The organism is Nesiotobacter zosterae, from assembly GCF_033843645.1.
Taxonomy (GTDB): Bacteria; Pseudomonadota; Alphaproteobacteria; order Rhizobiales; family Stappiaceae; genus Pseudovibrio; species Pseudovibrio zosterae.
Window position 1 is genome coordinate 11983 of sequence record NZ_JAWXVZ010000011.1, and the last position, 12594, is coordinate 24576.

At 55.0% G+C, this 12594-nt stretch carries 10 protein-coding genes; 8 read left to right on the top strand and 2 right to left on the bottom strand.

What is annotated here, in order from left to right; all coding sequences use genetic code 11:
* Positions 1-205 precede the first annotated feature (205 nt).
* From amaB to Q3Y58_RS15890, 3 genes are all read left to right on the top strand, one after another.
* Entirely contained in the window at positions 206-1744 is a 1539-nt protein-coding gene (gene amaB, locus Q3Y58_RS15880) for an L-piperidine-6-carboxylate dehydrogenase (RefSeq protein WP_319622904.1), read from the top strand.
* 12 nt (positions 1745-1756) lie between these two features.
* The gene (locus Q3Y58_RS15885) at positions 1757-2956 is read left to right on the top strand and encodes an acyl-CoA dehydrogenase (RefSeq protein WP_319622905.1); all 1200 of its coding nucleotides are present in this window, start codon (positions 1757-1759) and stop codon (positions 2954-2956) included.
* 104 nt (positions 2957-3060) lie between these two features.
* Positions 3061-4236, top strand: a complete 1176-nt coding sequence (locus Q3Y58_RS15890; RefSeq protein WP_319622906.1) for an NAD(P)/FAD-dependent oxidoreductase — start codon at positions 3061-3063, stop codon at positions 4234-4236.
* Positions 4237-4238: 2 nt separating this feature from the next.
* Here the strand turns inward: Q3Y58_RS15890 and pap are convergent, their stop codons facing one another.
* Positions 4239-5717 carry a polyphosphate:AMP phosphotransferase gene (gene pap / locus Q3Y58_RS15895; RefSeq protein ID WP_319622907.1) on the bottom strand — a complete coding sequence of 493 codons (1479 nt, stop codon included), beginning with the start codon at positions 5715-5717 and terminating at the stop codon, positions 4239-4241.
* A gap of 297 nt (positions 5718-6014) precedes the next feature.
* Here pap and Q3Y58_RS15900 point away from each other — a divergent pair, with 297 nt between their 5' ends.
* Positions 6015-8024, top strand: coding sequence for a bifunctional DedA family/phosphatase PAP2 family protein (locus Q3Y58_RS15900; RefSeq protein WP_319622908.1), 2010 nt, complete (start codon positions 6015-6017; stop codon positions 8022-8024).
* Here Q3Y58_RS15900 and Q3Y58_RS15905 read toward each other — a convergent pair.
* Entirely contained in the window at positions 8021-8371 is a 351-nt protein-coding gene (locus Q3Y58_RS15905; protein WP_274217727.1) for an ArsR/SmtB family transcription factor, read from the bottom strand. The two genes, Q3Y58_RS15900 and Q3Y58_RS15905, sit on opposite strands and share 4 nt — an antisense overlap.
* Before the next feature lie 268 nt (positions 8372-8639).
* Between Q3Y58_RS15905 and Q3Y58_RS15910 the strand changes: the two genes are divergently transcribed.
* From Q3Y58_RS15910 to Q3Y58_RS15925, 4 genes are all read left to right on the top strand, one after another.
* Positions 8640-10196, top strand: coding sequence for a DEAD/DEAH box helicase (locus tag Q3Y58_RS15910; RefSeq protein WP_319622909.1), 1557 nt, complete (start codon positions 8640-8642; stop codon positions 10194-10196).
* A gap of 52 nt (positions 10197-10248) precedes the next feature.
* Complete coding sequence (locus tag Q3Y58_RS15915) at positions 10249-11301, top strand: hypothetical protein (RefSeq protein ID WP_319622910.1); 1053 nt, start codon at positions 10249-10251, stop codon at positions 11299-11301.
* A gap of 66 nt (positions 11302-11367) precedes the next feature.
* The gene (locus tag Q3Y58_RS15920) at positions 11368-12093 is read left to right on the top strand and encodes a glutathione S-transferase (RefSeq protein ID WP_319622911.1); all 726 of its coding nucleotides are present in this window, start codon (positions 11368-11370) and stop codon (positions 12091-12093) included.
* 5 nt (positions 12094-12098) lie between these two features.
* Positions 12099-12590 (top strand): MmcB family DNA repair protein, encoded by a 492-nt coding sequence (locus Q3Y58_RS15925; RefSeq protein WP_319622912.1) that lies wholly within the window; start codon positions 12099-12101, stop codon positions 12588-12590.
* Positions 12591-12594: the final 4 nt, after the last annotated feature.

Consider the following 12594-nt stretch of genomic DNA (forward strand, 5'->3'; position numbering starts at 1 on the left):
ATCACCCACGCCTTGCATCAACCATCTTCAATCCGGTCTAGATCACTGTAATATCTATATTTACCTCGTTAGTACGCTCATTGGGCGTTCCTTGCAATCATTCCAATTGCGCATGACTAAAGGAAAATACGTGGCTTTTGCTGAAGGGGCTGATCCGTGAAACTGCCCGGCAATTGAATAAACACGAGCCCCCCGGGAGATCCCAATGTCTACTGCAATCGACACCAAGCGCTTACCGGAAGAAACCGTCGAACTCCTGTCCCGGATGGGCGTTGATCCCGCCAACCTGTCCGATGGAACGCTTGCAGCCAAGAGCCCAATCTCCGGCAAGACCATAGCTTCCATCAAAGAGCACAGCGCAGACGATGCCACCGCCATGATTGGTGCTGCACAGGATGCCTTCAAGGCCTGGCGGCGCGTCCCAGCCCCACGTCGTGGCGAGCTTGTGCGTTTGCTTGGAGAGGAGCTTCGCGCTCACAAGGACGATCTGGGGCTCCTTGTTTCCATTGAGGCGGGCAAAATCACCTCTGAAGGTCTCGGCGAAGTGCAAGAGATGATCGACATCTGTGACTTCGCTGTTGGCCTTTCACGCCAGCTTTATGGGCTTACCATTGCTACCGAGCGTCCCGGGCACAGGATGATGGAAACCTGGCATCCTGCAGGGGTTGTTGGCGTGATTTCCGCGTTCAACTTCCCTGTGGCCGTTTGGTCATGGAACGCCGCGCTGGCTTTTGTCTGCGGCGACAGCGTCGTCTGGAAGCCCTCCGAGAAGAGCCCCTTGACCGCCATGGCAGTTGAAGCGCTCTTCAAAAAAGCGCAGGCCAAATTTGGAGAAGACGCACCGGCGGGGCTGCTTCAGGTTCTGCAGGGCGGCCGTGAGATTGGTGAAGTCCTGGTGGATGATCCGCGGGTTCCGGTGATCTCCGCGACTGGCTCAACCCGCATGGGCCGTCAGGTTGGCCCACGGGTCGCCCAGCGCTTTGGTCGCAGCATTCTTGAACTTGGCGGCAACAACGCCGCGATCGTTGCGCCTTCTGCGGACCTCGACCTCGCGCTGCGCGGCATTGCCTTTGCAGCTATGGGCACAGCGGGCCAGCGCTGCACGACATTGCGCCGCCTCATCACCCATGAAAGCGTCTATGATGCTTTGATCCCGCGGCTTATCAAGGCCTATGGCTCGGTAAAGATCGGCGCACCGACTGACGCAGGCACTCTTGTTGGGCCGCTGATTGACAAAGACGCTTACGACACCATGCAAAGGGCGCTCGAAGAAGCAAAGGCTGCCGGGGGCATCGTTCACGGTGGCGAGCGTGTTCTTGCTGAAGAGTTCCCGGATGCATATTATGTGCAGCCTGCCATTGTAGAGATGCCGAAGCAGGCAGGCCCTGTGCTGGAAGAAACCTTCGCCCCCATCCTGTACGTGGTGCGTTACAGTAGCTTGGAAGAAGCAATTGACCTGCAAAACGGCGTCGCCGCGGGCCTTTCTTCCTCCATTTTCACCTCAGATCTTTCTGAGGCCGAAATCTTCACTTCTGCTGTTGGGTCCGATTGTGGCATCGCCAATGTGAACATTGGCCCATCTGGTGCAGAGATTGGCGGAGCTTTCGGCGGCGAGAAAGAAACCGGCGGCGGCCGCGAAGCAGGCTCTGACGCTTGGAAGGCTTATATGCGCCGCGCAACCAACACCATAAACTACTCAGGTGCCCTCCCACTGGCGCAGGGCGTGAAATTTGACGTGGAATAAGGAAGTCCAGAGATGAGCATTGATCCAACCGGCGGCGGTCAGTTTAACTGGGCAGACCCTTTTGCCCTGCGCGATCAGCTTCAAGAAGATGAACTCTTGATCATGGATAGCGCCCATGCCTATGCGCAGAACAGCCTGCTGCCACGAGTTATTGAGGCCTACCGTGAAGAAAAGACGGATCGCGCAATCTTTGACGAAATGGGCGCTCAGGGCTTGCTTGGTGTGACGCTTCCAGAGGAGTATGGCGGCTCTGGGGCCTCCTATGTTGCGTATGGCCTTGTTGCGCGAGAGATCGAGCGCATTGACAGCGGCTATCGCTCCATGATGAGCGTTCAATCCTCGTTGGTCATGTTTCCGATCTATGCCTACGGCTCTGAAGAACAGCGCAAGAAGTACCTGCCAAAACTGGCCAGCGGTGAATGGGTTGGCTGCTTCGGTCTGACAGAACCGGATGCAGGCTCTGATCCAGCAGGCATGCGCACCCGCGCGGAAAAAATCGAGGGAGGCTATCGCCTCAAGGGATCCAAGATGTGGATCTCAAACTCTCCCATTGCAGACGTTTTTGTGGTCTGGGCGAAGTCCGAAGCCCACGATAACAAGATCCGTGGTTTCGTGCTTGAAAAAGGCATGAAGGGCCTTTCCGCTCCAAAAATCGGCGGAAAACTGTCTCTGCGAGCCTCTATTACCGGCGAAATTGTCATGGACGGCGTGGAAGTGGGCGAGGAAGCTCTGCTTCCAAACGTCTCCGGCCTGAAAGGCCCATTTGGCTGCTTGAATCGCGCCCGCTATGGCATTTCCTGGGGCGCTTTGGGTGCAGCAGAGGACTGTTGGATGCGCGCCCGTCAATATGGCCTTGACCGAAAGCAGTTCGACCGCCCCCTGGCTCAGACCCAGCTGTTTCAGAAGAAGCTTGCGGACATGCAAACCGAGATTGCCCTTGGCCTTCAAGGCTCCTTGCGCGTTGGTCGCTTGTTTGATGAAGGCAAGGCTTCACCTGAGATGATTTCACTCGTCAAGCGCAACAACTGCGGCAAGGCGTTGGATATTGCCCGGATGGCCCGCGACATGCACGGCGGCAACGGCATTCAAGAGGAGTACATGATCATGCGTCATGCACAAAACCTTGAAACCGTGAACACTTATGAGGGCACTCATGATGTGCATGCTCTCATTCTAGGCCGGGCTCAGACGGGCCTGCAGGCCTTTTTTTAAGAGAAACCGAAGAACGCAGAGCCCCGCAAATGATTGTTTGCGGGGCAATTTATGACCACAGGGGGCCGGAAACCACCAGCCGGCATGTTGTTTTGGATTAGACAATGGGCACAAAGCGGGTTGATGTCGCCATCATTGGCGGTGCAGTCATGGGATCGTCAGTGGCATTTCATTTGGCCGCGCACTCCGGCTTCTCGGGCAGCATTGCCGTAATCGAAAAAGACCCGAGCTACCAAAAGTGCGCCTCTGCCCTGTCTGCGGCATCCATCCGACATCAGTTCTCAGCACCAATCAATATTCAGATTTCTCAGATGGGCATCGATTTTTTGCGTAACATCGGAGACATTCTTGAAGTTGACGGCGAAAGACCACGCATAGATTTGAACGAGGGCGGTTATCTCTTTCTGGCGACGCCCGAAAAACGCGAAATTCTGGAACGTAACCACAAGACCCAGATTGAGCTGGAAGCGGATATCGCGTTTCTCGAAAGAGATGCACTTTCTGAAAAATTCCCATGGCTCAATACCACAGACCTTTCCGCTGGTTGTCACGGGCTATCAGGGGAGGGCTGGTTTGATGGATACGGCCTGATGCAGGCGTTTCGCCGGAAGGCAAGAGCGCTCGGTGTCGACTATATGAGCGACACGGTATCGGGTCTCAGACCCAAGGCCGCCAACTGGCAGCTGACTTTGAACAGCGGAAGCACCATTGAAGCTGGTGTTGTTGTCAACACAGCTGGCGCGTCCGGTGGAGCGGCCATTTGCTCTATGGTTGGTCTAGATCTGCCGATCCATTGCCGCAAACGCATAATCTTTACCTTCGATTGCCGGGAGAAGGTCCCGAACCTGCCTCTTCTCATTGATCCAACTGGGGCGTATGTGCGCCCGGAAGGCAACAGGTTCATTTGCGGCAGCGCCCCCCTTGAAGACCCCGATTGCGAGGACTTCGAGGTGGACCACAGCTTCTTTGAGGAGTTTCTCTGGCCAACCCTCGCGCACCGCATTCCAGCATTCGGGGCGATCAAGCCGGGCCCATCTTGGGCCGGGCACTATGACATGAACCTGTTTGATCACAACGCCTTCGTCGGTCCGGTCTCAGGCCTCGACAACTTCCATTTGGCATTGGGTTTTTCCGGCCATGGCTTGCAACAGTCCCCTGCTGTGGGACGCGGCATCGCCGAGCAGATCATATTCAGAGGCTACAGAACCTTGGACCTCAGCCCACTCGGTCTGGACCGGTTTTACCAGAACCGGCCCCTTCATGAGGTGAACGTGGTATAGCTTCAGCCGAACATGGCGCGTTCCAAGGCTTTACAGTGTTGCTCAAGAACCTTGACGCGCGCATTTTTCTTGTCCTGGGAAGACACCAGCGTCCACGGCGCATAACGTGTTGAAGTCCGGTCCACCATATCGCCTGCTGCGGTAGCGTATTGATCCCACTTCAAGCGATTGCGCCAATCCTCCTCCGTGATCTTGTAGTTCTTGTAAGCGGTCTCTTCACGAGCTTTGAAACGCTGAAGCTGCTCTTCCTCAGAGATGGCGAGCCAGAACTTGCAGATGACGATACCGAAGTCAGCCAACTCTGCTTCAAAGGAGTTGATTTCGTTGTACGCACGCATCCAGTCAGCTTCAGAACAGAACCCTTCCACCCGTTCCACCAGCACGCGTTCATACCAAGAGCGGTCAAAGATGGCGATGTGACCCTTGCGCGGCAGTCTGCGCCAGAAACGCCACAGATAGGGATGCAGCTTCTCTTCTTCGGTTGGCGCCGCAATTGGATAGACTTTGTAGTTCCGGGGATCGAGAGCTTGCGTCACTCGGCGGATAGACCCGCCTTTGCCTGCAGCATCATTGCCTTGAAACACTGAAACCAGTGAAATCTTCTGGAACTTCTTGTGGTCTGTAAGCTGGGCGAGGCGGCCTTGCCAGTGTTCGACTTCCTTTTTGTAATCGGACTTGGAAATTGTTTCTGTGAGATCAATGGCATCAACTGCCGAGGTTTTCGTAATGCCACTCACAATCGCTGGAGCTGAAACAGGCTCCATATGGTGCTGCTCATGTCGCTTGTTCATGGCCGCCAGAATGGTTTCGCCAACAGCGAGGTCGCGATAGTGCGGATCAGTTGCCGGGATAACAATCCAGGGCGCAAAGCCCGTGCTGGTATGGAGCGCGACTTTTTCTCCGGCAACTAGTGCCTTCTTGTGATGTTTGAGGTCGGTCCATTCCTCAAGAAAGTGCCGGGTTTTCTGCTTTGAGGCCGCAACGGCTTCAAGCCGTTTTTTCTGCTCGTCTTTTGGAAGGGTGAACCAGAACTTCAACAAAAGCACATTTTCGTAAGCGAGCATGCGCTCAAACCGGTTGATGGCGGCGAGTTCGCGCTCAAAAGCATCGTCATCCAACTCGCCCTTAACCGCCTCGCGCATGGGGGCCTGATACCAGGAGCCAAACACGATGGCGGTCTCGCCGCGCGCCGGAAGATCTCGCCAATAGCGCCAGAAGTAGGGGCGAAGCCGTTCTTCTTCAGTCGCTTTCATCTGATAGGCATTACAAAACAGGTACCGATTATCCATCCATTCAAACAGACGGCTTATGGCTGCGCCCTTACCCGCGCCATCCAAACCGCCGACCAGAATGAGCGTTGAAAAGGCCTTGTCATCTCGCAGCTTGTGCTGAATTTTCAAAAGCTCTGCTCGCAGATCCGGCACGCGTTTCGAGAACTCTTTCGTGTGAAGATGTTGGGGAATTGCGGCAGATTGGAACATTACGGGCATCCAACTTTTGGTGGAATCTCAGAAATACTAGCGAATAAATTTCATCATGACAAAGAAAGAACACGATCTTTCGTGAAAGCGACTTTAAGAAACTATCGTTAAAATTGAGAGACCTGATGTTCTTGCAGCCAAAAGCAGCGCCTGACTTGAACCTCTTGCCTTGCGCACCCACTCTTTCTGACAGTCACATTCTGGATGCATCTGTTTCGGAGGGCCGATATGGCATTGAACAGCCCGCGTTTCTCCGATACTTAAGCCCCTGATCCCAATAGATATTGAGATAGCTCCGTGAGCACAGACCTCGTTACAGAATACCTACAACAGCTGGTTGCCTTCATTGGAGCCAATCCATCTTTGGCAGGCTTCATTTGCTTCTTTGTTGCGATGGGGGAAGCTCTGTTTCTGGTCGGGCTGTTCTTTCCCAGCACGGTTGTACTGGTTGGTGCGGGAACGCTGATTGGCCTCGGAAACCTTGAATTCTGGCCAATCTTTATCTGGACAACGGCAGGCGCCATCGCAGGCGACGCCATTTCCTACTGGGTAGGCTATCTCTTCAAGGATCAACTGCGCCGCAACTGGCCTCTCAACCGCTATCCGCAGCTGGTACAACGCGGCGAAGATTTCTTTGCCAAACATGGCGGCAAGAGCATTTTCATCGGCCGTTTCGTGCCGGGCGTAAAGTCGGTTGTGCCGGGCATTGCAGGCATGGCGGACATGAACTTCATGCGCTTCACGTTTTTCAACGTGATGTCGGCATTTGCATGGGCGGCAGTTCATCTCGTTCCGGGTGTTCTTGCAGGCTCTGCGCTGTTCGCACTGGGTGAAATTGATACACGTCTAGCCATCATCCTTGGGGCGTTGTGTCTGGCGGTCTTCCTAGCCGTCGTGATGATCCGTTGGGTGATCCTGATTATTCTTCCGATCTTCGGCGGCACCCATGGCCTTATGGTCCGCTGGTTTTCTCGTCGCCAAGACAGTGTTTCCCAGTGGATTGCGCGCACATACGATCCCGATAACCCGCAATCGGTAGGCATGTTGCTCTCCGCGCTGCTGCTATTGATCACACTACCCGTGTTTTTCTGGTTCACGCAGGCCATCGCGCCGGAGCGCACCATGGCGCGCGCAGATCTTGCCATCGGCACTTTTTTGGAGGCGGCACGCAACCCAACGCGCGATCAAATCATGATCGGCCTCACGATGATGGGGGACAGTGTTGTCACGGTGATCGTCGCCGTTGCTGTGGGTCTCTATCTTTTTTCCCGCAAGGCATGGCGCCGGGCCACCGGCTTCGTGATCGCACTCGCCAGTTCCGCCCTGTTTGTGGTGATCATCAAGTCGCTGGTAGGCCGCGAACGCCCCATCGATCTCTACACCGGAGCCAGCGCTTTCTCGTTCCCTTCGAGCCATACAACGGTCACGACCGTTCTCATTGGCGTTCTGGCTGTTCTTCTCGTTCACGAAAAGAGCGGGAGGTTCAAGGCAGCGGTTTACTCATCCGTGGCGGTCTACGCCATCTTGATGGGTTTCTCACGAATTTATCTTGGCGCGCACTGGCTATCTGACGTGCTTGCTGGGCTGCTTTTCGGTGCCTGTATCGTGGCCGCGTTCGCTTTCATATTCGGGCACATTCACAACGAAAAAGTGGGCCGGGGGGCGCTTGCGGGCATCAGTCTTGCAGCGTTGCTGTCCGTCTCCACGTTCCACATTTACTACGGCTTCGACAATGCAGTGCGCATGTATCAGCCGCGCTCAGCCATCACCATCATGGACTACAGCCAATGGTACTCTTATGGCTGGCGCAACATTCCGGCAAAGCGCATCAACATTGTTGGAGACTTTGAAGAGCCGCTTCCTCTGCAATGGTCTGGAAGCCCGGAGGAGATTGAAGCCTACCTCTCGGCGAGGGGTTGGAAACCCGCACCGAAATGGGATGTGCAGTCCGCTACTGGGTACTTGAAGGGCGAAACCCCAGCCGGTGAGCTGCCGCCAGTGCCACACACCAACGCGGGCCGTCTGCCGATCCTCACCATGATCTATCAAAGTGATGACGACCATCGCTACGTTTTCTGGCTGTGGGAGACCAAATTTCGCCTGAAGGGCACCGACAACCTGACTTCACCTCTTTATGTCGGCGCTATACTTGAAGAACAGGCCGTTCGGCCGTTTGGGGAGTTTTCGGGGCTGCAAAGTGATGACGATCAGTCTGCGGCGATCAATCCATTCTCAGGCTTGGAAGGTGCGACGATCAAAAGGCGCGTGAATGGCAACACGGTCATTCTGGCGGGGCCAAAGCCTTAAACGGTTGCCGTGTGATCCTGATTCTCTTCCGCAGCTTCAAGCTCTGGAGCGCAATAGAGCTGATAGAGAGTTTGCAGCACGGCCTCGACTTCGGCGCTGGCTAGAGAGTAGTAAATAGTTTGAGCACTGCGGCGGGTTTTGACCAGCTCGCTGGCACGCATCTTTGCCAGGTGCTGGCTGAGCGCAGACTGACTCAAGCCAACCGCTTCCGCCAGCTCTCCAACCGCGCATTCACCTTGTAAAAGCTTGCAAAGCACCATGAGACGCTTTGTGTGCGCCATAGACGACAACAAGCTTGCTGCTTGTTCAGCTTTTTGCTCAAGTTGTCCGATATCCATGTTTTGCATGGCGTTGTTCTGCCTTGGTTTCGATGGGCTGCGCGGTGCTGAAACCGGCATAGGCATACCAGCCTATCACACAATTTCCTTGACTTTTGATTGTTATCGAAACATCACACCTGTGAAAAGGGCGTAGATCCCCGTTTTCGGAGTGACACAGTCAATTAATGTGGCAGGTGCCGCATTGTGAGCCTTGAAGGCCCTCCGAAACCCTAAGTGTCAGTCAGTTTCTGTCTCTATTATTTATCATCGCAGGTTTTTCGCGCATGGCGACCTGATGCCTGCCAAAAGAAAGTACACACTCTTGAGTGAGTTTGAAGGTCTTGGCCTGTCCAAGCCATTGCTTCTGGCTTTGGAAAAAAAAGAATACGGCGAACCAACCCCCATCCAGCGCCAGGCAATCCCAATTGTGCTCGAAGGCCACGATCTGCTCGGCCTCGCACAGACCGGCACTGGCAAGACGGCGGCCTTTTCGCTTCCCTTGCTGCAGCGCTTGAACGAGAGCCGCTTCCGTGCTTCGCCGCGCGGTGTGCGGTCCCTCATTCTTGCGCCGACCCGTGAGCTGGCCGATCAGATTGCCACCTCTGTCAAAGGATACGCAGGGCGACTTCCCATTCAGGTTGGCTGCGTGGTTGGCGGTGTGCCAATGCTGCGCCAGATCCGCGCCATTCAGCGTGGCCTTGATGTTCTCGTCGCCACACCGGGTCGCCTGATGGACCTGCACCGCCGCGGGGCAGTGCATTTTGACGATCTTGAAGTTTTTGTGCTGGACGAAGCTGACCAGATGATGGACATGGGCTTCATTCACGTTCTGACCGAGATCGCAGCTCTGTTGCCACAAGAACGTCAGTCCATGTTCTTTTCCGCAACCATGCCGAATGAAATCGCCAAACTGGCCGATAAGTTCCTGACCAACCCGCAGGAAGTGAGCGTCGCTCCACCTGCGACAACGGTTGAAAGCGTTGAACAAAAGCTGGCGCACTTGAGAGAAGACCAGAAGGGCAAACTGCTCCTCAAGCTGCTCGGTCAGGAAGAAGTATCCCGCGTGATTGTGTTCACGCGCACCAAGCACCGCGCCAACAAAGTGGCAAAGTTCCTTGCGGCCAACAACGTCACAGCGGAAGCCATTCACGGCAACAAGAGCCAACCACAGCGCATCAAGACCATGGAGGCTTTCAAGGGCGGACGCCTCAAGGTGTTGGTCGCCACGGATATCGCGGCACGAGGCATTGACGTTTCTGACGTTTCAACCGTCATCAACTATGACATGCCGAATGTGGATGAGAACTACGTTCACCGCATTGGGCGTACAGCACGCGCGGGCAAAGAAGGGCAGGCATTTTCCTTCGTTATCCCGGAAGAGCGCGGCATTCTGAAAACAGTTGAACGCTTGACCCGTCAAGAAATACCGGTGTTGGAAGGCTTTGAGTTCTTTCACTCTGATGCAGAACCTAAGAGCGCTCGTCGCGGGCGCTCAGGCGGAGCACGCAAGCCAAATTCATCAAAACCGGCAGGTTCCAGAACTGGCGCAGCCAAAGCTGGCGCTTCAAAGGCCGGGGGCAGGGGGAAACCCGCCGCAGCACAGAAGCGCGCTGCGCCTGCCAAGCGTCGCCCTGAAGAGGCACAGGCGAAGAGCTCAGCTCCAACTGCCGCAAGAAAGCCCGCAGCCAAACCGCAGCCGGGCAAGGCCAGCAAACCCAATGCGGCCGCACAAAAATCAAAGGCAGGAAAGCCAAAAACCAAAGCACCAGCGCGGCGAGCACAGTCATCAGCGGGAAGCGGTCCAGCCGCAACTCCATCTGCCAGCTATCTAAAGCGCAGGAAATCAAGCTAATACCTAAGCGCCTGCAGGCTGAAGACACCGCCAGAACTTCGGGGAGGTTTCATTGCTTCTGCATAAACTTCAATCTCCCCGCCAGTCCAAAACGCTGATGGTCGTCTTCTCTCAAGCACGCATCCCAGCGGGCAAGTTTGGTCTTGAGCGGCTCTTCGCCAAGACCCAACACGCCTGCTTGTTCGTCAATCATGCCGGAAGTCTTTGGTATCTGGGCGTTGATGACGAGCTGGACCAGCGCATTGACGCTGCAGTGGAAGCGTTTGCGCCTGAACGGCTCATCTACTACGGTGCATCCATGGGCGCTTACGGCGCGCTGAAGACCGGCCTGCGCCGTAGAGATGGAGAGATTTTTGCTTTCGGGCCTGAGTTTGAACTTGGTGCACCAGGCACGCAGAGCCGCGACACTGTTGGCCCTAAACCAGAGGTACCAGACTACCTTCCAGATGGACTGGCGGGTGACCTGGCGTATCCCGTGCACCTTTTCTTCGGGCTTTATGACTGGATCGATGCCAAAGGGTACCAAACCCTGACGCCGCTGAAAGAGCGTTCTAACATCAATCTTTACGGATTGAAGTCACCCCACGCCTCCCATGATCACCTCTACACAATCAATGTAGTTAGACAGATAACTAAGAGATTTGATCGCGATATACCTCTGATAATAAATAATAAAAATATATCGTATACTATGAACCGCCGCGAGATTGAGCTCTTCATTGATCTTGGGGAGGCAATCGCATCTGAATTGTCGTTATCGGGAAAACTAAATAGCGAATGTGAAGAGATGCTTTTGGTTACCCATCCGGGTTATGCCCTGCTTGGCGCGGAGGTCTTATCCAGAAGAGGCGAGACGAAAAGAGCTGTCAGCTTGCTCCGAAGATGGGAGAACCAACTCTCCACGGACCCAGTTTTGGCCTCCACGCCGAAGAGGTGGCGAAAACGCTTTCCGCTAGAAAGAGTACGGATAGAGCTGGCCGCTGGGGAACTAGAGACAGCGCGAACGTCGCTCTCGGAAATGGCAGCGCGCTATCCGATTTGCGAACACATGTTGTCGCTTTCCCGCGAACTGGGCATGTCTCTTGAGGCATATACGACGGATTAACGCTTTACAGCTCCTACATCTCATGTTGAGACTAAAGCAATTGCCTGTTCCAAAAGAGTTTTCAGCATGACTACTTTTAGCGCTCCTTACAAACTCTACTACTGGCCCATTCCGTTCAGGGGCCATTTTGTTCGCTTCACGCTGGCCTATCTGGACCTTGACTGGGAGGAAGCGGATGTAGAAGAGGTTGCGCGCCTGCGCAGCGCCCCCATTTCTCAGCAGCCCTGGCCGCTTATGGCGCCTCCCGTTCTGCATGACCGGGAGGCAGACTTTTTCGTCAATCAGCTTCAGGCCATCGTTGCCTATCTTGGCGAAAAACATGATTTGACACCGGATGACCCTCAATTCCGGGCCACCACCAACAAGATACTCGGCGATTGTGGGGACGTTCTAGAGGAGATCACGCAGAATTGCGGCGACACCATGTGGTCCGTCGAAACGTGGCGGCATTTCAAAGATGAGCGGTTTCCGCGCTGGATGAACCTTTTTGAAGACATGGGAACGCGCCACGGTCTGGCCGAGACCGCAGGTTACATGCTGGGCACCGATGAGCCGAGCATCGCGGACCTAGCGGCCACGGCGTTGTGGCACACCATGTTTACGCAACTGCCATTGGTCGAAGCGCGCGTGAAGCAACAGGCCCCATGTATGCACGGTCTCGTTCATCGCATTGCTGCCCGCCCAGAGATCGCAGAGGTTATCGAGCGCAGCAAGGCCACCATGAACGACCTCTATTGCGGAGGGGAAATCGAAAGATCGCTCCGCCTCATGCTGGAAACAGAGGGCCTCTGATCGCCATGCTTCCTTCAGATTCATCCAACCGCATTCGGCTAGATGATCCCTTGAAGGATGGAAGGCAATCAGAACGAGCCTTGCGCATTCAGCGCGGCACGATGAGATTTCTCCGCACAATTGGCTTTTCCAGTCTAGCAGAGCTGCCCTTGGCTTCTGGCAGGCGGGCAGATTTATGCGCGCTTGGTCCAAAGGGCGCCCTTTGGATCGTTGAGATCAAATCTTCCATCGCCGATTTCAAAAGTGACACCAAATGGCCGGAGTATATTGCGCACTGCGATCAGTTTTACTTCGCCACCAGCGTGGATGTGCCTCAACACATCTTTCCTGAAAATACCGGGCTCATCATCTCTGATGGATACGGGGCCGAAATAATCCGCCCAGCACCTGAGGTGAAGCTGGCGGCAGCCACCCGAAAATCCGTAACCCAGCGCTTTGCGGAGGTTGCTGCCCGGCGGCTGCATACCCTTATGGATCCCGATCAAGAACTTTGCTGATCAG

Excerpts from the sequence above, each read along its gene's own strand:
- Q3Y58_RS15925 (WP_319622912.1), top strand. The coding sequence starts at position 12,099 with ATGCTTCCTTCAGATTCATCCAACCGCATTCGGCTAGATGATCCCTTG.
- Q3Y58_RS15910 (WP_319622909.1), top strand. The coding sequence starts at position 8,640 with ATGCCTGCCAAAAGAAAGTACACACTCTTGAGTGAGTTTGAAGGTCTT.
- Q3Y58_RS15920 (WP_319622911.1), top strand. The coding sequence starts at position 11,368 with ATGACTACTTTTAGCGCTCCTTACAAACTCTACTACTGGCCCATTCCG.
- pap (WP_319622907.1), bottom strand. The coding sequence starts at position 5,717 with ATGTTCCAATCTGCCGCAATTCCCCAACATCTTCACACGAAAGAGTTC.
- Q3Y58_RS15885 (WP_319622905.1), top strand. The coding sequence starts at position 1,757 with ATGAGCATTGATCCAACCGGCGGCGGTCAGTTTAACTGGGCAGACCCT.
- amaB (WP_319622904.1), top strand. The coding sequence starts at position 206 with ATGTCTACTGCAATCGACACCAAGCGCTTACCGGAAGAAACCGTCGAA.
- Q3Y58_RS15890 (WP_319622906.1), top strand. The coding sequence starts at position 3,061 with ATGGGCACAAAGCGGGTTGATGTCGCCATCATTGGCGGTGCAGTCATG.
- Q3Y58_RS15905 (WP_274217727.1), bottom strand. The coding sequence starts at position 8,371 with ATGCAAAACATGGATATCGGACAACTTGAGCAAAAAGCTGAACAAGCA.